The sequence below is a fragment of the Geodermatophilus sp. SYSU D00663 genome, from assembly GCF_054050655.1.
The window spans coordinates 1-19,971 of the sequence record NZ_JBJGZT010000018.1; the positions used below are offsets into that span (position 1 = coordinate 1).

Consider the following 19,971-nt stretch of genomic DNA (forward strand, 5'->3'; position numbering starts at 1 on the left):
CTCCGCCCCGCCCCCGCCCCCCCCCCCCCCCCCCCCCCCCCCCCCCCCCGCGCCCCCGCCCCCCCGCCCCCCCCCCCCCCCCCCCCGCCCCCCCCCCCCCCCCCCCCCCCCCGCCCCTGGCCGCCGACGCAGCGTTGCCCGCCGGCGGCCGGTGCGCCTGCTCGACGGCGGACCCGGCCTGGAGGTGCGCGTGGCCGGCCGGCCGCCCGGGGACACCGGCCGGCTCGCCCTCGCCGCGTCCGCCGTCACCGCGGTGCGCGTCGAGGCCGGCGACGGCGGCTGGGTGCGCCTGACGGCGGGACCGGGCGGCCCGGCCCCGGCCTGAGCCGGGGCCGGGCCGGGACCGGCGCGGTCTCAGCGCGGGAGCAGCCGCCCGAGGACGCCCCGGACCGTCGCGCCCACCCGGTAGGACTGCACCAGCCAGGCGTTGCAGGTGATCACCGCGCCGGCCAGGGCCGGGACGGCCGCCTGCGCGACCCGCTGCCGGGCCTGCCACTTCCGGATCTCCGGCGGCGTCCCGGCCGACGGCAGCGTGGCGTCCTTGACCTCGAGGCCGCCGTCGGAGGCGGCCTGCTCGGCGAGCCGGCCGATCTTCTGGCCGGTGTACGCCGCGTAGGCGGTGGCGCCGGCGCCGGCGACGGTGAGCGCGGCCTTGAGCGTCCCCACCGTCCCGTAACCCTGCTGCAGGGCCAGCCGCTGGCTGTTCGACCGGGTCAGCTGCAGCCCGGTCACGAGGGTGGCCGCGATCCCGCCCCACTGTGCCGGCGCGAACCGGCCCCAGGCCGAGCTCGCCACCCGGACCTTGTCGATGCCCGCGGTCAGGTCGGCGCCGGACTTGTTCACGCCGGCGATGCCCATCACCGAGCCGCCGAACCACAGGGCGGTGCCGAGGTCGTGCACCGCCTGGGTGAGGAAGCGGTTGTCCGGGCTGGTGGTCGTCGTCACGAGTGCTCCCGTCCGGGTGCCGCGCACCCGTGTGGACCGTCCACCCGGGTCCCCGCTGCTGAGGGGGCGGACGTCCGGGCGGCTACCCGCGCCACGCCGGGGTCACTCCGACGCGCTGGCCGTGTCCCCCTGCGCCTGCTCGCTGCTGGGCGGGCCGATCCACACCGTCTTGGCGTTGGTGAACTCGTACATGCCGAGCTCGGTGAGCTCGCGGCCGTAGCCGCTCTGCTTGACCCCGCCGAAGGGCAGCTCGGGGTAGCTGGTGACCATCCCGTTGACGAACGCCATGCCGCTCTCGACGTCGCGGATGAAGGTGGCCCGCTCCTGCTCGTCCTCGCTCCACAGGTTGGCGCCGAGTCCGTAGGGGTGGCTGTTGGCGATCTCGATGGCCTCCTCGAGACCGTCGACGGTCCACAGCGCGGCGACCGGGCCGAAGACCTCCTCGGCGTAGAGGTCCATCTCCGGCGTGACGCCGGTGAGCAGCGTCGGCTCGTAGAACCAGCCGGGGCGGTCGGGCCGCTTCCCGCCGACGACGACGGTCGCGCCCTTGTCGACGGCGTCCTGCACGTACCGCTCGACGTCCTCGCGGCCGGACTCGGTGGCCAGCGGGCCGACCTGGGTGCCGTCGTCCATCGGGTCGCCGACGACCAGGGCGGCCATCTTCTCGCCGAACAGCCGGGTGAACTCCTCGGCGACGTCGGCGTGCACGAAGAACCGCTTGGCCGCGATGCAGCTCTGCCCGTTGTTCTGGCAGCGCGCGGTGACCGCCACCTCGGCGGCGCGGTCGAGGTCGGCCGAGGGCATGACGATGAACGGGTCGCTGCCCCCGAGCTCGAGCACCGTCTTCTTCAGGACGTCCCCGGCGATCGAGGCCACCGACTGCCCGGCGGGGGCGCTGCCGGTGAGGGTGGCGGCGGCGACGCGCTCGTCGCGCAGGACCCGCTCGATGGTCGAGGAGCCGATCAGCAGGGTCTGGAAGACGTCGGCGGGGAAGCCGGCCTTGCGGAACAGCTCCTCCATGTACAGCGCGGTCTGCGGCACGTTGCTGGCGTGCTTGAGCAGCCCCACGTTGCCGGCCATGAGCGCCGGGGCGGCGAAGCGCATCGCCTGCCAGAGCGGGAAGTTCCACGGCATGATCGCCAGCACGACGCCGATCGGCTGGTGGACCAGGTAGGCCTGCTCGGCCCCGACGGCGCCGGCGTCGGCGGGCTTCGGCTCGAGCATCGCCGGGCCGTTCTCGGCGTAGTACCGCAGCGCCTTGGCGCACTTGGCGACCTCGGCCTCGGCCGCGGCCAGGGTCTTGCCCATCTCGGTGACCATGAGCTCGGCGACCTGGTCGGCGTCGCCGTCGAGGACGTCGGCGGCCGCGCGCAGCCAGCCGGCCCGCTCCTCGGGCCTGGTCAGCCGGTAGCTGCGGAAGGCGGCCGCGGCGCGGCCGATCCTCTCGTCGAGGGCCTCGTCCGACAGCGGCTCGTAGGTCTTGAGCGTCTCGCCGGTGGCCGGGTTGGTGGTGGCGATGGCCATGTCGGTCCCTCCCTCGTCGGCGCGCGGGGCTGCACGCCGTCCCGGGGAGAGCCCCTACCCGTCCCCGCCCCGCTCACGCTCACCCGACCGGCAGCCCGGCCAGCCCGGCGACCAGGCCGAGCACGGCGCACACGCCGAGGGTGCGCAGCACCGACCACCGCACGCGGAAGAGCAGCACCGCCGCGACGACGGCGATCGCCAGCGGCACCCACCGCAGGGTCGTGGGGTCGGGCAGCTCGAGCGCCAGCGGCCCGGCGTCGACCCCGGAGGTCCCCGAGAACAGCGTGTGGACGGCGAAGTAGACCCCGAGGTTCGCGATGACCCCCACGACGGCGGCGGTGATGCCGGTGAGCGCCGCCGACAGCGACCGGTTGCCGCGCAGCCGCTCCATGTAGGGGGCGCCGAGCAGCACGAACAGGAAGCTGGGCACGAAGGTGACCCAGGTGACCAGCAGCGAGGCGAGGACGGCCGCCACCCACGGGTCCAGGTCCCCGGACGCCCGGTACGCGCCGAGGAACGCGACGAACTGGACCACCATGATCAGCGGCCCGGGCGTGGTCTCGGCCAGCGCCAGCCCGCGCACCATCTCGCGCGGGGTCAGCCAGCCGTAGACCTCGACCGCCTGCTGGGCGACGTAGGCCAGGACCGCGTAGGCGCCGCCGAAGGTGACCACCGCGGCGCCGGAGAAGAACAGCCCCTGCTGGGTGAGGACGCTGCCCCCGCCGGTCAGCACGGCGACCGCCGCGACGGGCAGCCCCCAGACGACCAGCCCGGCCAGCAGCACCCGCACGGTGCGCCGCGTGCTGGGTGCCTCGTGGTGCAGGACGTCGTCGGAGACGACCGGCGGCGGCCCGGCGTCGGGCCCCTCGGCCGCCTTCCTCCGCGGCAGCGCCGTCGGCCGCCAGCGGCCCAGGGCCCAGCCGGCGAGCCCGGCGAGGGCGACGACGACCGGGAACGGCACGCCGAAGAGGGCGAGCGCGAGGAACGCCGCGACCGCCAGGACGACCAGGGCGCGGCTGTCCAACGCCTTCTTCCCGACGCGGATGACCGCCTGGACCACGATCGCCAGCACCGCGGCGGCCAGACCGGTGAAGACGGCGGTGATCGCGGTGGTGCTGCCGAAGGCGACGTAGACCGCCGAGAGCACCAGCAGCGCGAGCACGCCGGGCAGCACGAACAGGCCGCCGGCGACGAGGCCGCCGCGGGTGCCGTGCAGCAGCCAGCCGACGTAGGTGGCCAGCTGCTGGGCCTCCGGGCCGGGCAGCAGGGTGCAGTAGTTCAGCGCGTGCAGGAACCGGCGCTGGCCGATCCACCGGCGCTCGTCGACCAGCTCCCGCTGCATGACCGCGATCTGGCCGGCCGGGCCGCCGAAGGTCTGCAGCGAGACGAGGAACCAGGCGCGCACCGCCTCGCGGAAGGACGGGTACGCCGTGGCGGGGGCCGCCGTCGGCCCGGCGGGGGTCGGCTCGGTCATCGCGGGCTCCGTCGGGTCAGGCCGGTTCACGGCCGAGCAGCAGGCGGCGTCGGGTGTACTCGTAGAGGCCGTCGAACAGCGGGCCGGAGACGGCGAGGGTCCGCTCGTCGTCGCCGGTCATCGACAGCCCGCGCAGCAGGACGTCGAGGCCCGGCGCCTCCGGGGCGTCGAAGCGGCCGTCGTCCACGTCGGCCTCGTGCACGATCTCGCCGATCCGCTCCAGCACGGGGTCGTCGAGCCCGTGGACGCGCAGGATCGTCTCGAACGAGCAGTCGCCGCCGACGTGGCCCAGCGGGACCCCGCGCATGTCGAACGGGGTGGCGTCGGCCGGGACGTCGGCGGGGTCGGCGACGAAGACGAATTCGGCGTCCGGGTCGACGAAGCGACGGATGAGCCAGGCGCAGGCGGCGCGGTCGACGTGGATCCCGGCGCGGGTCGCCCACCTCACGAGCGGCCCCCTCGCCCGGCCGCGACCGGTTCGCCGGCCGCGGTCGCCAGGGCGCGCAGCGCGGCGCCGGCGACGTCCCGCTCGGGCGGGGGGAAGAAGTCCCGCCTCCCGACGGCACGCCACTCCCCCCGCAGCCGCCGCAGCGCGCGGGTGCGCTCGGCCGGCGGTTCCCCGATCGCCGCGGTGCACTGCGCGGCCAGCTCGCGGTACTCCTCCGCGCGGGCGGCGGCCATGCCCGCGGCCAGCTCGCGCTCCTGCGCGGCGGTCGCCGGGTGCGCGGTCCAGATGCCGGCGCTGCCGCCGGCGGCCAGGACGTCGTCGGCGAGCCACTCGAGCGCCTCCCGGGTGCGGGCGTCGGCCGGCAGGGCCACCACGCCGTCGGCCAGCTGCGCGACGCCGAGCCGGCGCAACCGGCGCCACAGCGTCGTCCGCGGGCCGGAGGGCTCGCGTGGCAGGCGGTAGGACAGCAGCACCCACTCGCCGGTCGCCATCACGGCGCCGATGCAACCACGGTTGCACCGACCGCGTCCAGTGCACCCGCACGCCCGCGGGCGCTCACGCCGCGGGGGCGAGCAGGGGTGCCGGGGTGGTGATCTCGGTGCCGTCGGGCCGGTAGGTGCGCCAGGTGCCGGTCGGTCGTCGCTCGACCCGGAAGCCGTGGTGGACCTTGGTGTGGTGGCGCTCGCAGAGCAGCGCCGAGTTCTCCAGGGAGGTGTCGCCGCCGTCGATCCAGTGGACCAGGTGGTGCACGTCGCACCACCAGGTCGGGGCGCCGCAGCCGGTGAACGCGCACCCGCCGTCGCGCAGTTCCGCCGCCTTGCGGATGTGGCGGCTCATCAGCCGCCGCTCCCGGCCGAGGTGCAGCGGGGCGCCGTCGGGGCCGAACACCACCCGGGACACCGCGCCGTCGCAAGCCAGCCACCGCGCGCGGGCGGCGGAGATGGTGGCGCCGAAGCCCATCCGCCCGGCGTTCGGCCGCCCGTGCGGGTCGACCAGGTCAGCCAGGTCCACGACGACGGCGACCTGCGGCCTGTGGCCGCGCAGCTGCGGCAGCGAGCCCGAGGTCAGCACGTTGTCGGCCACCTGCACGAGCGCGTCGCCGAGGCGCTGGGCGCGGGTGCGCTCGTCGCCGGCGGGGCGGTCGGCCTGCACGTGCGCCTCGAGTGCGGTCTGCAGCCTCTCCCCGCCGACTGCGTCCAGGTGCCCGCGGATCGTGAGGGAGCCGTCGGCGTGCCGGGCCAGCGTCAGCGACCGCCCCTCGGTGGGGTCGGGCTCGGCCCCGTCGGGGTCGAGGGCGTCGAGGTAGTGCTGCACCACCTGGGCGAAGTCCTTGTACGACTGCTCGACCGCCACCCCGGTGAGCACCGCGTCGACCACGGTCAGGTCCACGCTCTGCTCGGCGGCCGAGTCCAGCCGCTCGGGGGTCACCGCCCGCGCCGCGACGGCCACCTGCTCCGCGGTGACCAGTCCGGCGTCGTGGGCCTCGGCGAGGGCGGGCAGGTGCTCCAGCGCCCGCCCGGTGCGCACCAGCCGGGCAGCAGCGGCATCGGAGAGCCGGCAGTGCCCGCGCAGCCACGAGGCCATCGACGCCAGCCCGTCGCGCTCCGGCGCCTGGGACAGCTCCGCGGCGCGCACCGCGCGGGCCAGGCGGGCGTCGATCCGGTTGCGCTCGGCGACCAGCGCGGCGACCTCGTCGAGCACGTCCCCGCCGCCCAGCCCACCCGAACACATGATCGAAGAATAGCCGATCAGAGACGCCCGCGCGACGTGAATCCGCAGCTCAGACGCCTGTCCACAGATCCGGTGGACCCCTTGACGACACCGTGCCGATGAGTCGGCGACACCTCTGGGGTCGTCTGTACATGACCCTCGTCATCGGCGACATCACCGTCTCCCTCGACGGCTTCGTCAGCGGCTCCGGTGAGAGCGTCGAGGCCCTCCACGTCTGGGCACTGCAGAGCGACCACCCCGTCGACCGCGGCGTCCTGGAGCGGCACGCCGCCGCGAGCGGCGCCGTCGTCATGGGCCGGCGCACCTTCGACGACGTCGACCGGGGGTGGACCGACGGGATGGGCTACGGGGCCGCCGTCGACGCCCGGCCGCCCTTCTCCGTCGTCACCAGCGGCCCGCCGGAGCAGCACCGGCTCGCCACCACGCACGACTTCACCTTCGTGACCGCGGGCCCGGAGGCCGCCGTGGACCGGGCGAGTGAGGCGGCCGGCGACCGCGCCGTCTTCGTCATGGGCGGCGGCGCGCTGGTCGGCTCCTGCCTGCGCGACGGGCTGCTGGACGAGCTGCGCCTGCACGTGGCGCCCGAGGTGCTCGGCGCGGGCACGCCGCTGTTCGCCGGCGTCGGCCGCCACCGGCTGGCCCGGGTCGCCGTCGAGGTCTCGCCGGTGTGCACGCACCTGACCTACCGCGTGCACCGCTGACTCAGGGACGGCGGGAGCGGAAGTCGCCGCGGCCGGTGTCGCTGCGCCAGTCGTCGAAGGACTCGCCGGTGAGCTCCTCGAGCAGCGCGACGTCGGGCAGCAGCGGTGCCAGGACCTCGCGCCGCACCTCCACCGGCATCGGCGGCCGCGACGCCCCCTGCGCGTGCAGCGCGGCCAGCAGCGGCCGGGACACCTGCCGCCACACCTGCGGCGGGGCGTACGCGCCGAGCGCCGCACCGGCCCGGGTGACCCGGGCCAGCGCCCGGTACCGCGGCGTGTCGGCCACGTACGGCTTCACGTTCTCCGGCGCCACCGCGTGCGCCACCCCCGGCTCGACGCCGAGGAACGCGCTGACCCGGTCCAGCGTCTCGCGCGGGGAGTCGACCAGCTGCCGGTACCGCAGCAGGAGCACCTGCTCCCGGGGCAGGACGGAGTACAGGTCCCGCAGCTGCTCGCCGTAGCGGCCGAGCCCGCGATAGTGCCAGAACGGCGCCCAGCCGGCGGCGGCCCGGGACTCCTCGCGCTCGACTGCGGTGGCGAAGTCGGCCTCGGGCTCCAGCCCGTCGGCGCGCAGGTGCACCCAGTTCGACCAGGCGCGGTCCACCGGGTCCCGCACGATCGCGACGACGCGGACCCCCGGGACGTCGGCGGCCAGCCGGCGGTGCGCGGCGCGGTCGTACAGGTAGAACGGCGTGCTCTCGCCGCGGACCGTCCCGGGCGGGGCGCCGTCGAACAGCCGCAGGTAGTCCGCGCGGCGCCAGACCCACTCCCGCGCGCTGTGCGCGTCGCCCGGGCCGCGCTGGCCGCGGCGCGGGGGCGGGCCGCCGTCGGTCAGGTAGTACTTCGGCTCCTTGACCGGGGACAGGTACAGCCCCGGGTGGGTGGCCAGCGCGGCGTGCAGCGCCGTCGTCCCGGCCTTCGGCGCCCCGGCCAGCACGAACTGCGGCAGCCGGTCGGCGTCGGTGCTCATCGGTCCCCTCCCTGTCCGCGGCGGCCCGCGGTGTACACACGGGGAGGCCTGTCCCCTCCCCCGAACGGAGCCGCCGCGTGACCGCGTCCGCGCCCCGCCCGCCGGCGCCCGACCGCTTCTGGTCCGACGCCGAGGTCGTCGTCGAGCCCGAGGACCCCCGCCCGGGCTCGTGGGCCGGCGGCCCGTCGGCCCAGCTCGTCGACGGCACGTGGTGGCTGGCCTACCGGCTGCGCCGCCCGGTCGGCGAGGGCCGCGGCTTCGGCAACGTGGTGGCCCGGTCCGACGACGGCGTGCGCTTCGAGCCGGTGCTCGCGATCGGCAAGGAGCGCTTCGGCGCGGAGTCGCTGGAGCGGCCGGCGCTGGTGCACACCCCCGGCGGGCGCTGGCGGCTCTACGTCAGCTGCGCGACGCCGGGCACGAAGCACTGGCGGGTCGACCTGCTCGAGGCCGACACCGTCGAGGGGCTGGCCACCGCCGAGCCCCGCACGGTGCTGCCCGGCGACGCCGCCACCGCGCCCAAGGACCCGGTGGTCCGCTGGGACGGCGACCGGTGGCACGTGTGGGCCTCGGTGCACCCGCTCGACGACCCCGAGGCCACCGACCGCATGACCACCGAGCACGCCACCAGCCCCGACGGCGTCACCTGGACCTGGCGCGGCACCGCCCTCGCCGGCACCGAGGGCAGCTGGGACGCGCGCGGCGTGCGGTTCACCGCGGTGGTGCTCGACGGCTCGCGCACCTGGGCGCTCTACGACGGCCGGGCCACCGCGGAGGAGAACTGGGAGGAGCGGACCGGCCTCGCCGAACACGATGCGGAACACGACGGCGAGCTCGGCTTCCGCGCCGCCGCCGGCGGGCCGTACCTGCAGAGCCCGCACCCGCCGCACGGGCTGCGCTACGCCGACGTCGTCCCGTTGCCCGGCGGCGGGGCGCGCTGGTTCTACGAGGCCACCCGCGCCGACGGCGCCCACGAGCTCCGCACCGTCGTCCTCCCTGCCTGACCGGTCCGGCCGCGTCCTCGACACGCGGTAATCCCTACCAGACCGATGGACTTGACAGGATTTGGCGGGAGGGGCCGGATGGTCGTCGTGGCACCCGCCCTGACGCTCACCCGCCGGTCCGCCGTGGACCTGCTGCGGGTGGCCAGCGCGCTGTGTCCGGTCGCCTGAGCGCCCGACACCCCTTCCTCCGCGCCGTCCCCGACCGGGCCCCGGTGCGCCCTGCTCAGGAGAACCCCGTGACGCCCCTGCTGTCCCCTGCCGACCTCACCCCGCGCACCGCCACCGCCCGCACCGCCACCGCCCGCACCACCTCCGCCGCCGCCCTGGCCGCCGCGCTGCTCGCCGTCGCCGACGAGTGGCTGCCCCGCGTCGAGTACCGCGCGGGCAGCCGCTGGACCGGCCTGCTGCCCGCCGACGACGCCGCCGGCCTGGTGGACCCCTCGCTGCACGCCGACCTCGCCGACGCCCAGGTGTGGCTGCTGACCTGGCTGCCGGGCCAGGGCACCCCGCTGCACGACCACGGGGGCTCGGCGGGCGCCTTCGCCGTCGTCGGCGGGGTGCTCACCGAGGACGTCGTCGGCGGGCGCCCCGGCGCCGTGCGCGAGGCGGCCACCGAGCTGTGGGCCGGCCGGGTGCGGCCGTTCGGGCCCCACCACGTGCACCGGGTGACCAACCGCGGGACAGTGCCCGCCGTGAGCGTGCACGCGTACACCCCGCGCCTGTCCCGGATGACCGCCTACCGCCTCGAGCACGGCACCCTGCTGACCACCGGCACCGAGAAGGCGGGCGTCGACTGGTGACCGGCCGTCCGCCCGGCGCGAAGAGCGTCGGCCAGCTGCTGGAGGAGGCGCGCTCGCGCATCACGCGGGTGACGCCGCAGGAGGCGGCGCGGCGGGTCGCCGACGGCGCGGTGCTCGTCGACATCCGCCCGTAGTCGCAGCGCGAGGCCGACGGCGAGGTGCCCGGCGCGCTCGTCGTCGAGCGCAACCACCTGGAGTGGCGGTTCGACCCGGAGAGCGACGCCCAGGTGCCGCAGGCCACCGGGTACGACGTCGACGTCGTCGTGCTGTGCCAGGAGGGCTACACCTCCAGCCTGGCCGCCGACGCGCTCCGCTCGCTCGGCCTGGCGCGGGCGAGCGACGTGATCGGCGGGCACCGCGCGTGGGTGGCCGCCGGGCTGCCCAGCACCGGCGGGGCCGCCTCCTAGACCGGTCCGGGGACGGCGGCGCGTGACGGAGGCCGCCGCCGTCCCCGGACCACCGCGGTCAGGTCTTGCTCTTCCCCTGGGCGCTGGAGTGCTCGTGGCGGTCGTCGGAGTGCCGGACGGTGCGGATCTGCTTGGAGGCACCGGTGGTGGCGCCCGCCTCGCTGGGCGAGAGCCCTTCCTTCTTGGCCTCGCGGGCGGCGGCGCGCTGGGCGTCGGGATCGGTCTTCTTGCTCATGGGGCGGCGGTACCCGGCTCCCCGTCCGCCACGCCGGAGAGCACCTGGAAGGTCCGCTCCGCCATGAGGTCGGCGCCGAGGTCCCGCTCCGCCCGCGCCCGGGCCCGCGCGCCGAGGGCGGCCCGCCGCGCCGGGTCGGTCAGCAGGCCGCGCAGCGCCGCGGCCAGCGCGCCGGCGTCCTCGACCGGCACGACGACGACGTCCTCCCGCAGCGCGTGCCGCACCCGGCCGACGTCGGTGCTCACGCACGGCAGCCCCTCGGCCATCGCCTCCAGCAGCACCAGCGGTCCCGCCTCCACCCGCGAGGACACCACGAACAGGTCCACCCCGGCGAGGAAGGCGCGGGAGTCGTCCACCCAGCCCGGGAACGCGACCGGCAGGCCGTCGGCCGCGGCGCGCAGGGCCTCCCCGTCGCGGCCGGCGCCGCCGATCACCGCCTCGAACGGCACGTCGAGCCGGCGCAGCGCGGCGAGCAGGACGTCGAAGCCCTTCTGCGCGGTCAACCGGCCGAGCGCCCCGATCCGCGGCACCGCGTTGCCGGCCGGGCCGGCGGGGTCGGGCGGCACGTCGACGCCGTTGGGCACGACGTGCGCCCGCGCCGGGTCGACGCCGAGGTCGGTCACCACCTGCGCGCGGCCCTCCTCCGAGGGGCTGATCACCGCGCCCATCCGCCGGTAGAGGGCGGACAGCACGGCGCGCTCCTCCCCGCCGCGGGTGTCGCCGACCAGGTGCAGCACGCCGGCGGTGGGCGCCACCTGCTGCGCGGCGGCCACCGCGGCGGCGTTGGACGCGGGGTCGACGAGATCGACCACCACGACGTCGGGGCGCTGGGCGGCCAGCACCGCCCGCGTGTGCGGCGCCGCGGCGGTGTGCCGGGTCAGCGGGACGACGGTGCGCTCGACGTCGAGGTGCGCGAAGCCGGCCGCCACCGGCTCGGCGCACACCAGGGACGCCGTCCAGCCGTTGGCGGCCGCGCGGCGCAGGTGGTGCGTCAGCCACACCTCCGCGCCGCCCCACCCGCTGGAGTCGGCGACGAACGAGACCCTCACGAGGCGGCCAGCTCGAGCGCGGCACCGGCCACCGCCGACGGCGAGACGGTCAGCGCGCAGCGGAACTCGATCGGGCAGGCCAGGTGCGGGCACGGCGCGCACGCCACCGTCGGGGTCAGCGCGCGGTGCCGGGGGCCGGGGTGCGCCCACCGGACCGGGTCGCCGGGCAGGAAGACGGTGACGCTGCGGGCACCGACGGCCGCGGCCAGGTGCGCGGAGCCGGTGTCGTTGCCAACCAGCACCGCGCTGTCGCGCAGCAGCGCGGCCAGCCCGCCGAGGCTGGTGGCGCCGGTCAGGTCGACCGCGGGGGCGCGCATCGCCGCGGCCACCCGGGTGGAGATCTCCCGCTCGCCGGCCACCCCGGTGACGACGACGTCGAGCCCCTCGGCGGCCAGCGCGTCGCCGACCGCGGCGTAGCGCTCGACCGGCCAGCGGCGGGTGGGCGCGGACGCCCCCGGGTGCAGGACGGCGTAGCGCCCCGGCTCCAGCCCGGCGGCGGCGAGGGTGGCGGCGTGCTCCGCCTCGTCGTCGGCGGTGACCGGGAAGCCCATGCGGGCGTCCCCGCCGGCCGGCAGGCCGAGGTGCTCGAGCAGCGCGACGTGCCGCGCCGCCTCGTGCAGGTGCAGCGGGTAGCGCAGGTGCAGTGCCTCCGTGCCCGGCGGCGGGTCCCAGCCGGTGGGCGCGAACCCGCCGGTGAGCCGGGCGCCGAGGGCCGCGGCCACCCGGTTGGCGGCCGGCCGGTCGCCGTAGGCCTGCAGCGCGAGGTCGAACCCGCGCTCCCGCGCCGCGGCGGTGAACCCCGCCCACCCCGCGCGGTCGACCGGGCCGTCGGGGACGCCGTCGGCGCCGGGGAACGGCAGCAGCGCGACGGGGACGCCGAGGCGCTCGACCACCGGCGCCGTGCGGCCGAAGGTCACCAGCGTGACCTCGACGTCGGGCCGGGCGGCGCGCAGCCGGCGGAGCGCGGGGACGGTGCACAGCAGGTCGCCCAGGCCCACCCGCAGCCGGACCAGGGCCAGGCGTCGGACGGCGGGGTCGGCGAGGGGCGCGGTCACCAGCGCCCACTGCCCCGGCAGGGCAACTCCATAACGCCCAACCGACGGGTGCCGCCGCTTCGTGGTGCACTACGAGTCCTGCCCCCGACGCCGGAGGTCCCCTGCGTGTCCCGTCCCGCTGCCGCCCTGCACGTGCTGCGCCTGTGCAGCGTGTTCGAACCGCCGGCGGCCCGGCCGGCCACGGCGCCGGGGTCGCTGCCCGGGGAACTGGACGCCCGCGCGGCGCGGTTCGACCCGATCGGCGGGATGCAGAACCACACGGCCACGCTTACCCGGTGCCTCGACGCCGCCGGTGTCACGCAGACGGTGGTGACCGCGCGGCTGGCCGGCCCGCGCGGGACGACGCCGCTGGGCCGCGGCACCCGGGTCTTCCGCACCGGGCTGCCGGTGCCGCGGCTGCGGCAGCTGTGGGCGCTGTCCGGGCTGCCGGCGGTGCTGCGCGCAGGCCGGCGGGCGCCGGTCGACGTCGTGCACGCCCACCAGGGCGAGGACCTCGCCACGCTGCCGCTGGCCCGGCTGGCCGCCCGGGTGCACCGCGCCCCGCTGGTGGTCACCGTGCACTGCAGCGTCGGGCACACGCTCACCGGCCGCGGGCCGCGGGTGCGGCTGCTGCGGGCGCTCGGCGGCTGGATCGAGCGCAGCACGTTCCGCCGCGCCGACGCCGTCGTCGTCCTCACCGGGCGGACCGCGGCGGCCCTGCGCGCGGACGGCGTGCCGGACGAGCGGTTGTCCACCATCCCCTCCGGCTTCGACCCGGCGCTGTTCTCCGGCGGCGCCCCGGACGTGTTCCCCGGGGTGGCGCGGCCGCGGGTCGGCTACGTCGGCCGGCTCGCGCCGCAGAAGGACCCCGCCACGCTGGTGCGCGCGTTCGGGCGGATGCGGGAGGAGGCGTCGCTGGTCGTCGTCGGCGACGGGCCGGACCGGGCGCTGGTGCACCGGCTGGCCGCCGAGAGCCCGGCGGCCGGGCGGATCACGCTGGCCGGGTTCGTCGAGCACGCCCGGGTGCCCGCGGTGCTGGCCTCCCTCGACGTGCTCGTGCTGCCCTCGGCGTACGAGGAGATGGGCTCGGTGCTCACCGAGGCGATGGCCGCGGGCCTGCCGGTGGTCGCCAGCGACGTCGGCGGCATCCCCGAGGTGGTCCGGGACGGGGGGACCGGGCTGCTCGTCCCGCCCGGCGACGCCGACGCGCTGGCCGCCGCGCTGGACCGGGTGGCCGGCGACGACCTGCTGCGCGCCCGGCTGGCCGCCGGCGCCCGCGCCCGCTCGGCCGAGTACGGGTGGCCGGCGCTGTCGGCGCGGGTGGCCGCCGTCTACGACCGGGTGCTCGGCGTCGACTCCGACCTCGAACCCGCCGCGTGAGGCCGCGGGTCGCCGTCCTGGTCCCCGTGCACGACCAGGCGGCGTTCCTGCCCCGGGCGCTGGAGTCGCTGCTCGCCCAGGAGGAGACGGCGTGGGAGGCGGTGGTCGTCGACGACGGCTCCCGCGAGCCGGTCACCGTCCCCGCCGACCCCCGGCTGCGGCTGGTGCGCACCGACGACAACCGCGGCCTGGGTGCGGCGCTCAACCGCGGCCTGGACGAGACCACCGCGCCGGTCGTCGCGTACCTGCCGGCCGACGACGTCTGGTTCCCCGCGCACCTCGCCGGCCTGCTCGAGTGCCTGACCGACGGCGTGGTGCTGGCCCGCGCCGACCTCGACGAGCCGGCGGGCACCTCCTACGCGCAGCTGGTGCAGGTGGCCCACCGGCGCACCGGCGACCGCTGGACCGAGCGCGCGGAGCTGGAGACCGACGACCTCGACCGGCTGATGTGGTCGCGGGTGGCCGCCCGCGGGACGGCGACCGGCACCGGCCGGGTCACCTGCGCGTGGACGCGGCACCCGGGCCAGCGGTCACGCGCGATCCGCGAGTCCTCCGACGGCGGCCTCAACGTGTTCCGCGGCCGCTACCGGGTCGCCGGGCCGCTGCGGTTCGCCTCCACCGACGGCGGGGAGACCGACGAGGTCGCCCGGTACGCGCGGTTCCGCGAGCGCTCGTACCCGCCGTCGCCGGACGGGCTGCGGGTACTGGTGGTCGGCGAGCTCGCGTTCAACCCCGAGCGGGTGCTGGCGCTGGCCGAGCGCGGCCACTCCCTGACCGGTCTGTGGACCCCCGACGGCCTCGGCGACTCCACCGTGGGGCCGCTGCCGTTCGGGCACGTCGCCGACCTCGACCGCGACCGCTGGCGGGACGGGGTGCGCGCGCTCGCCCCCGACGTCGTGTGGGCGCAGCTGAACTGGCGGGCGGTGCCGTTCGCGCACGCCGTGCGGCAGGCGTTCCCCGACCTGCCGTTCGTGTGGCACTTCAAGGAGGCGCCGCAGCGCAGCATCGTGCGCGGGGAGTGGCCGCTGCTGGCCGACCTGGTCTGCGGCGCCGACGCCTGCCTGTTCGCCACCGAGGAGGAGCGCGACTGGTTCGCCCTCGCGCTGGCCGGCCGGGTCGACCCCGCGCGGCTCGGCGTCCTCGACGGCGACCTGCCCAAGCGCGACCGGCTCGACGCGCCGTTCTCGCCCCGGCTCTCCGACGCCGACGGGCAGCCGCACACCGTCCTCGCCGGCCGTCCCTCGGGGCTGGACCTGGACTGGGTGCTGGCGCTGGCCGACCGCGGCGTGCACACCCACCTGTACGGGCAGGTGCGGGCGCCGGGCGCGACGGGGTCGTGGACCGGCTGGCTGGACGAGGCGCTGGCCCGCGCGCCGGGCTTCGTGCACGTGCACCCCGCCGTCGGGCCGGAGGACTGGGTGCGCGAGCTGTCCCGCCACGACGCCGGGTGGCTGCACCGCTTCGACTCGGCCAACGGCGGCGACCTGCGGCGGGCCAGCTGGGACGACCTCAACTCCCCCGCCCGGCTGCCGGTGCTGCTGGCCGCGGGGCTGCCGCTGCTGCAGCAGGCCAACCCCGGCTCGCTGGTCGCGGTGGAGCGGGTGCTGCGCGCCGACGGGACGGGGCTGTTCTACCGCTCCGCCGACGACGTCGCCGCCGCGCTGCACGAGGAGCTCGGGACGCGGGCCGGGCACGCCGCCGCCGTGGCCGCGCGGGAGCGGCACGTCTTCGACGCCCACGCCGACCGCCTGGTGGACCTGTTCCGCTCGATCGCCCGTTGAACCGTCGGACCCCGGGCCTAGCGTCGGCGCCGTGACGGGCGAGCTGCGCTGGGCGGTCACCGACGGGCCGGACGGCACCGCGGCCGTCGAGCTGCCCCGCGACGACGACGACGCGTGGCGCCTCGAGCAGCAGGCCCGCGGCGGCTTCTGGTGCGCCCGCGAGGCCGGCGGCTGCGGCGGCCGGCTCGAGGTCGCGCACGGGCCGCGGCCCGCGTTCCGGCACGGGGGGTCCGCGGCCTGCGCGTTCGCCCGGCACGGCGCCGCGGCCGGCCCCGCCTACGACGCGCTGCGCTACCGCCGCCCCCTGACCGCGTGGCTCACCGGCCAGGGCCACGAGGCCCGGGTGGTGCGGGCGCCCGACCCGGGCGGGCACCCCGGCCTGCACGTCGTCGTCCCCGGCGCGGGCGTCCTCGAGGTCCAGCTCGCCCCGCTGGCCGACGACGCCTGGCGGGAGCGGGACGACGCGCTGCGGCGCGCGGACGGGCGGGTCACCTGGCTGCACGGCCCCGACGCCGAGGTGTCCGCGGCCGCCGAGGCGCGGGTGCGCGGCGCCGCGCTCGTGGTGCGCCGGCACGACCGCGGCCTGATGGTCGGCGTCCGGGACGCCGGCGCCGCCGTCCGCTGGGTGCGGCTGGCCTCCTGCCGGCTGACCGCCGGCGGGCTGGACGTGCCCGGACTGGCCGAGGCCCGCGCCCGGCACGCGCGGCGCACCGCCGAGCGGGAGGCGGCCGCCCGCCGGGCGGGCCGGGCCGCGCGGCGCGCGGCGCGGACCGCCGCGGCACCCTGGCTGCCCGGCTTCGAGCAGCTGCCCCTCCCCGCCCCGGGCCGGGAGGCGCCGGGCCGGGGGGCGCCGGGCCGGGAGGTGGCGGTCTAGGAGGCGCCGGCGCGCGGCGGCTCCTCCGGCTCCCGCTCGTCCCGGACGCGCCCCGGCAGGCGCAGCACCGGCAGGTGCAGGTGCGGCAGGTGCCGCGGCAGCCAGTCCTGCGGGTGCGGCAGCCGGTCCACCAGGCCGGCCGGCAGCCGCACGTGCGGCAGGTGCAGGGAGCCGTAGCGCGGCTCCTCCGGCGGCTCGGGCCGGGCCCGGCGGAGGGCCGCCGTCCAGGCGCTGCGCGCCGCCGCCGCGTGCGCGCGCGCCGCGGCCTGGGCCGCGCGGTGGTCCCGCTCCCAGCGGGCGGTGTTGCTCCGTGCCATCGCGGTGACCAGCGCGGTCAGCACGACGAACCCGACGACGCTGGCGATCGCCCAGCCCATGGCGGCCCTCCCCTGGACCGCGCCGCACAGCCCGGGAGCCCGGCGTCCGCGGCGGTGACCGCAGGATCCCGCCGTCCCGGTTCCGCGACAAGTCGGTCCGCGCGACCCGCCGGGCGACGCGCCGACGCGCCGCCGGGTCCGGGCGGGTCGTGCCCCGCCCCGCCCCGCGGGGCAGGGCGCGACCGGCGCGTCAGCTGACCAGGGCCTGGGTCGCGGACTCCTTGAGCTTGGCGTTCGCCCACCGCATCTGCCGCAGGGTGTCGGGGTGGCAGCGCCGGGCCAGCTCGAACAGCTCCCGCCGCCGGGCTCCCTGCGCGGCCTGGGCGAGCAGCTCCCAGTCCAGCGAGACCCCGGCCGCCTCGCGGTGGACGTGCCGCAGGTCGGCGAGCAGCAGCAGCCCCGGCTCCGACCGGCGCCGCAGCAGGTCGGCCGTCGTCTGCCGGAGCGTCTCCAGGACCCCCGGGTCGCCCGGCGGCTCCGGGTCGAGGTCGACGCCGAAGTCGCGGCCGACCCGTGCCAGCTCGGTGACGTGCCGCTGCGACCAGGCGGCGACGTCCCGGGCGACGTGGAAGACCTCGTGGTCGGAGGCGTGCCGGTCCGAGACGGCGACCAGCGTGCGCGCCAGCCCGGTCTCGGACCGGTGCAGCTCCTCGATCGCCAGTCCCAGCTTCACCGGACCCCCTCCCGCTCCTCCACGAGCGCCGCGTCGCCGCCGCGGGTGGGCGGCACGTCCGCCGCGACCGGCCGCGAGCCGGTGGTGGTCGGCGCCGGGGCCGGCGTGCCGTCGGAGGCGGCCAGCCGGGTCACCGCGGCGGCCGCCGTCTTGAAGATCGGCTGCTTGGACACCGGGTCCCAGTCGGTCGGGGTGAGCTCGTTGGCGGCCCGGTCTGGCTCCTCTCCGCCGGCCCGGTCCCAGTACCCGTAGTGGAACGGCAGGAACAGCACCCCCGGCCGGATGCCGCTCACCCGCAGCCGCGCCTCGACCCGGCCGCGCGGGGTGGACACCTCGAGCAGGTCGCCCTCGCCCCAGCCGCGGTCGGCGGCGTCGGAGGCCGACATCTCCACCCAGACCTCCGGCGCGGCGGCCCGCAGCTGCGGCGCCCGGCCGGTCTTGGTGCGGGTGTGGAACTGGTAGAGGGTCCGGCCGGTGACCAGCTGGAACGGGTGCTCCTGGTCGGGCAGCTCGTGGGGCGGGACGTACTCGGCCGCCTTGAGCACCGCCTTCCCCTCGGGGTTGAGCGCGCGGTACTCGGTCTCGTCGAGCGGGGCGCCGGTGACCATGTCGCGGCCGTAGCTCTCGCAGTACTCGGGGTGCGCGGAGAACCGGCCGTCGGCGTAGAGCCGCTCGGTGCCCTCGGGCGCGTCCTCGGTGACCGGCCACTGGATGCCGTTGCGTTCGCGCAGCTTCGCGTAGGACAGGCCGCTGTAGTCGCAGGGCCGGCCGCGGGAGCACTCCTTCCAGCCCTCGAAGGCGCCCTCGGGGTCGTCCCACTTCACCAGCGGGGCGCCGTCCTTGTCCCGCAGGTCCAGCCGGCGGGCGAAGTCGACGAGGACGTCCAGGTCGGGCCGGGCCTCCCCCGGCGGGTCGACCGCCTTCTCCGACAGGTGCACGGTCCGGTCGGCGTTGGTGAACGTGCCGGTCTTCTCGCCCCACAGGGCCGCGGGCAGGACGACGTCGGCCAGCTGCGCGGTCTCGGTCAGGAAGGCGTCCTGCACGACGAGGAACAGCCGCTCCTGGGCCAGGATCGAGCGGATCCGCCCCAGCTCGGGCAGCGACACCGCGGGGTTGGTCGCCTGCACCCACAGGAACCGCAGCGACCCCTCCTCGGCGTGCCGGAACACCTGCATCGCGTGCGTCGGCGGCGAGTAGGAGGGGATGTCGAACGGGTCGAGGTTCCAGACCCGGGCCAGGTCGGCGACCTGGGCGTCGTCGGACCAGTTGCGGAAGCCGGCGAGGTCGCCGTCCGCCCCGGCCTCGCGGGTGTTCTCCGCGGTGGGCTGGCCGTTCATCTGCAGGATCCCGCAGCCGGGTCTGCCGAGCATGCCCCGGACCAGGTTGAGGTTGTTGACCTGCACGGCGGCCGCGGTGGCCTGGTGCGACTGGTAGAAGCCCTGCAGGACGGTGGACAGCAGCCGCTCGGCCGTGCCGAGGACGCGGGCGGCCTCCCGGATCCGCGCGGCCGGGACGTCGCACACCTGCTCGGCCACCTCGGGCGGGTGGTCGCGGACCCGCTCCGCCAGCTCGTCGAACCCGACGGTGTGCGCCTCGACGTAGTCCCGGTCGACCCACCCGCGGGCGATGACCTCGTGCAGCAGCGCGTTCATCAGCACGACGTTGGTGCCCGGCCGCGGCGCCAGGTGCACGGTCGCCGCGCGGGCCACCGGCGTCTCCCGCGGGTCGACGCACACGATCGCCGGCGGGTGGGGGCCGGCCAGCCGGTCGAGGATCCGGGCCCACAGCACGGTCTGGGTCTCGGCGACGTTGTGCCCGAACAGCGCGATGACGTCGGCGTGGTCCACGTCGGTGTAGGAGCCGGGCTGGCCGTCGCAGGCGAAGGTCTCCTTGAGCGCCGCCGCGGCGGTGGCGGTGCACAGCCGGGTGTTGCCGTCGACGTGGTTGGTGCCGATGCCGCCGTGGGCGATGAGCCCGAGCGTGTAGTACTCCTCGAGGAACAGCTGGCCGGACGTGTAGAAGCCGATCGCGCTGGCGCCCTGCTCGTCGAGCAGGTCCCGGCACCGGCGCACGACGGCGTCCATCGCGGTGTCCCAGTCGGTCTCGACCAGCTCGCCGTCCCGCCGGACCAGCGGCCGGGTCAGCCGCTCGGGTGAGGAGTTGGCCTGCCAGCCGAACAGGTCCTTCGGGTCGAGCCGGCCGTGGTTGACCCGGTCCTCGGCACGGCCGCGGACGCCGACGACGCGGCCGTCCTTGACCGCGATGTCCAGGCCGTCCCCGTTGCTGTGCAGGACCGCCGCCGAGGGCACCCAGCGGTCGACGTCGTCCTCGGTCAGGCCGTCGGCGAGGTGGGTGTCCACCCGCACCGGCCAGGTCTCCCCCGGCCCGTACGGCGTCCTCGTCCCCCACGGCTCGGCGATCCGGTCGATGCGCGCCATGCGAGGTCCTCTCGTCGGTGCCGGTCGGTCCGCAGGGGCCATCTCCGCGGGCCGGTGCCGTCAAACGGCCTGCCGGACGGGGCACCGACCGGTTCGGCCGGATGACGGGGGGTAACCCCGCCGCGGGTC

At 77.3% G+C, this 19,971-nt stretch carries 23 protein-coding genes; 10 read left to right on the top strand and 13 right to left on the bottom strand.

Features of this window, described 5'->3' with window-relative positions; translation table 11 throughout:
• The first annotated feature begins 151 nt into the window (after positions 1 to 151).
• A complete protein-coding gene (locus tag ACI79Z_RS14795) occupies positions 152 to 325 on the top strand; it encodes a hypothetical protein (RefSeq protein WP_456903048.1) in 174 nt (57 codons plus the stop codon).
• Positions 326 to 354: 29 nt separating this feature from the next.
• Here ACI79Z_RS14795 and ACI79Z_RS14800 read toward each other — a convergent pair whose 3' ends face one another.
• The 6 genes from ACI79Z_RS14800 to ACI79Z_RS14825 all read right to left on the bottom strand — a co-directional run bounded on the left by ACI79Z_RS14800 (position 355) and on the right by ACI79Z_RS14825 (position 6,122).
• Positions 355 to 945 (bottom strand): hypothetical protein, encoded by a 591-nt coding sequence (locus tag ACI79Z_RS14800; RefSeq protein ID WP_387993778.1) that lies wholly within the window; start codon positions 943 to 945, stop codon positions 355 to 357.
• A gap of 102 nt (positions 946 to 1,047) precedes the next feature.
• Positions 1,048 to 2,469 (bottom strand): NADP-dependent succinic semialdehyde dehydrogenase, encoded by a 1,422-nt coding sequence (locus tag ACI79Z_RS14805; protein WP_456903049.1) that lies wholly within the window; start codon positions 2,467 to 2,469, stop codon positions 1,048 to 1,050.
• Positions 2,470 to 2,548: 79 nt separating this feature from the next.
• A complete protein-coding gene (gene chrA, locus ACI79Z_RS14810; protein ID WP_387993772.1) occupies positions 2,549 to 3,943 on the bottom strand; it encodes a chromate efflux transporter in 1,395 nt (464 codons plus the stop codon).
• Positions 3,944 to 3,959: 16 nt separating this feature from the next.
• Positions 3,960 to 4,391 (bottom strand): chromate resistance protein ChrB domain-containing protein, encoded by a 432-nt coding sequence (locus ACI79Z_RS14815; RefSeq protein WP_456903050.1) that lies wholly within the window; start codon positions 4,389 to 4,391, stop codon positions 3,960 to 3,962.
• Positions 4,388 to 4,882: a Chromate resistance protein ChrB gene (locus ACI79Z_RS14820; RefSeq protein ID WP_456903112.1), complete on the bottom strand. Its 495-nt coding sequence runs from the start codon at positions 4,880 to 4,882 to the stop codon at positions 4,388 to 4,390. Before ACI79Z_RS14820 ends, ACI79Z_RS14815 begins: the two co-directional genes overlap by 4 nt.
• Positions 4,883 to 4,946: 64 nt before the next feature.
• A complete protein-coding gene (locus tag ACI79Z_RS14825; RefSeq protein WP_456903051.1) occupies positions 4,947 to 6,122 on the bottom strand; it encodes a DUF222 domain-containing protein in 1,176 nt (391 codons plus the stop codon).
• A 131-nt stretch (positions 6,123 to 6,253) separates the two neighbouring features.
• Between ACI79Z_RS14825 and ACI79Z_RS14830 the strand changes: the two genes are divergently transcribed.
• On the top strand, positions 6,254 to 6,823 hold the full coding sequence (locus ACI79Z_RS14830) for a dihydrofolate reductase family protein (RefSeq protein ID WP_456903052.1): 570 nt from the start codon (positions 6,254 to 6,256) through the stop codon (positions 6,821 to 6,823).
• A gap of 1 nt (position 6,824) precedes the next feature.
• Here ACI79Z_RS14830 and ACI79Z_RS14835 read toward each other — a convergent pair whose 3' ends face one another.
• Positions 6,825 to 7,793 carry a sulfotransferase family protein gene (locus ACI79Z_RS14835; protein ID WP_456903053.1) on the bottom strand — a complete coding sequence of 323 codons (969 nt, stop codon included), beginning with the start codon at positions 7,791 to 7,793 and terminating at the stop codon, positions 6,825 to 6,827.
• 77 nt (positions 7,794 to 7,870) lie between these two features.
• Between ACI79Z_RS14835 and ACI79Z_RS14840 the strand changes: the two genes are divergently transcribed.
• From ACI79Z_RS14840 to ACI79Z_RS14860, 5 genes are all read left to right on the top strand, one after another.
• Positions 7,871 to 8,794 carry a hypothetical protein gene (locus ACI79Z_RS14840; RefSeq protein WP_456903054.1) on the top strand — a complete coding sequence of 308 codons (924 nt, stop codon included), beginning with the start codon at positions 7,871 to 7,873 and terminating at the stop codon, positions 8,792 to 8,794.
• A gap of 78 nt (positions 8,795 to 8,872) precedes the next feature.
• Positions 8,873 to 8,962: a putative leader peptide gene (locus tag ACI79Z_RS14845; RefSeq protein ID WP_387993752.1), complete on the top strand. Its 90-nt coding sequence runs from the start codon at positions 8,873 to 8,875 to the stop codon at positions 8,960 to 8,962.
• A gap of 68 nt (positions 8,963 to 9,030) precedes the next feature.
• Entirely contained in the window at positions 9,031 to 9,594 is a 564-nt protein-coding gene (locus ACI79Z_RS14850; protein WP_456903055.1) for a cysteine dioxygenase, read from the top strand.
• The gene (locus ACI79Z_RS14855; protein ID WP_456903056.1) at positions 9,591 to 9,728 is read left to right on the top strand and encodes a hypothetical protein; all 138 of its coding nucleotides are present in this window, start codon (positions 9,591 to 9,593) and stop codon (positions 9,726 to 9,728) included. Before ACI79Z_RS14850 ends, ACI79Z_RS14855 begins: the two co-directional genes overlap by 4 nt.
• Positions 9,729 to 9,752: 24 nt before the next feature.
• Positions 9,753 to 10,001, top strand: coding sequence for a rhodanese-like domain-containing protein (locus tag ACI79Z_RS14860; protein WP_456903057.1), 249 nt, complete (start codon positions 9,753 to 9,755; stop codon positions 9,999 to 10,001).
• Positions 10,002 to 10,059: 58 nt separating this feature from the next.
• Here the strand turns inward: ACI79Z_RS14860 and ACI79Z_RS14865 are convergent, their stop codons facing one another.
• From ACI79Z_RS14865 to ACI79Z_RS14875, 3 genes are read right to left on the bottom strand one after another with little or no spacing between them, the layout of a single operon-like run.
• Positions 10,060 to 10,236 carry a hypothetical protein gene (locus tag ACI79Z_RS14865; protein ID WP_387993745.1) on the bottom strand — a complete coding sequence of 59 codons (177 nt, stop codon included), beginning with the start codon at positions 10,234 to 10,236 and terminating at the stop codon, positions 10,060 to 10,062.
• Positions 10,233 to 11,285, bottom strand: coding sequence for a glycosyltransferase (locus tag ACI79Z_RS14870; protein WP_456903058.1), 1,053 nt, complete (start codon positions 11,283 to 11,285; stop codon positions 10,233 to 10,235). The genes ACI79Z_RS14865 and ACI79Z_RS14870 overlap by 4 nt, the downstream gene beginning before the upstream one ends.
• Complete coding sequence (locus ACI79Z_RS14875) at positions 11,282 to 12,340, bottom strand: glycosyltransferase family 9 protein (RefSeq protein ID WP_456903059.1); 1,059 nt, start codon at positions 12,338 to 12,340, stop codon at positions 11,282 to 11,284. The genes ACI79Z_RS14870 and ACI79Z_RS14875 overlap by 4 nt, the downstream gene beginning before the upstream one ends.
• Before the next feature lie 105 nt (positions 12,341 to 12,445).
• On the opposite strand from ACI79Z_RS14875, the gene ACI79Z_RS14880 reads away from it, so the two are divergent.
• Genes ACI79Z_RS14880 through ACI79Z_RS14890 form a run of 3 tightly spaced genes read left to right on the top strand, consistent with a single transcriptional unit; the run spans position 12,446 to position 16,354 of the window.
• A complete protein-coding gene (locus ACI79Z_RS14880; protein WP_456903060.1) occupies positions 12,446 to 13,699 on the top strand; it encodes a glycosyltransferase in 1,254 nt (417 codons plus the stop codon).
• On the top strand, positions 13,696 to 15,480 hold the full coding sequence (locus ACI79Z_RS14885; protein ID WP_456903061.1) for a glycosyltransferase: 1,785 nt from the start codon (positions 13,696 to 13,698) through the stop codon (positions 15,478 to 15,480). Before ACI79Z_RS14880 ends, ACI79Z_RS14885 begins: the two co-directional genes overlap by 4 nt.
• A 31-nt stretch (positions 15,481 to 15,511) precedes the next feature.
• A complete protein-coding gene (locus ACI79Z_RS14890; RefSeq protein WP_456903062.1) occupies positions 15,512 to 16,354 on the top strand; it encodes a hypothetical protein in 843 nt (280 codons plus the stop codon).
• Here ACI79Z_RS14890 and ACI79Z_RS14895 read toward each other — a convergent pair.
• From ACI79Z_RS14895 to ACI79Z_RS14905, 3 genes are all read right to left on the bottom strand, one after another.
• On the bottom strand, positions 16,351 to 16,731 hold the full coding sequence (locus tag ACI79Z_RS14895) for a hypothetical protein (protein WP_456903063.1): 381 nt from the start codon (positions 16,729 to 16,731) through the stop codon (positions 16,351 to 16,353). The two genes, ACI79Z_RS14890 and ACI79Z_RS14895, sit on opposite strands and share 4 nt — an antisense overlap.
• 190 nt (positions 16,732 to 16,921) lie before the next feature.
• Positions 16,922 to 17,404 (bottom strand): hypothetical protein, encoded by a 483-nt coding sequence (locus tag ACI79Z_RS14900; protein ID WP_456903064.1) that lies wholly within the window; start codon positions 17,402 to 17,404, stop codon positions 16,922 to 16,924.
• Positions 17,401 to 19,842, bottom strand: coding sequence for a molybdopterin oxidoreductase family protein (locus ACI79Z_RS14905; protein ID WP_456903065.1), 2,442 nt, complete (start codon positions 19,840 to 19,842; stop codon positions 17,401 to 17,403). Before ACI79Z_RS14905 ends, ACI79Z_RS14900 begins: the two co-directional genes overlap by 4 nt.
• Positions 19,843 to 19,971: the final 129 nt, after the last annotated feature.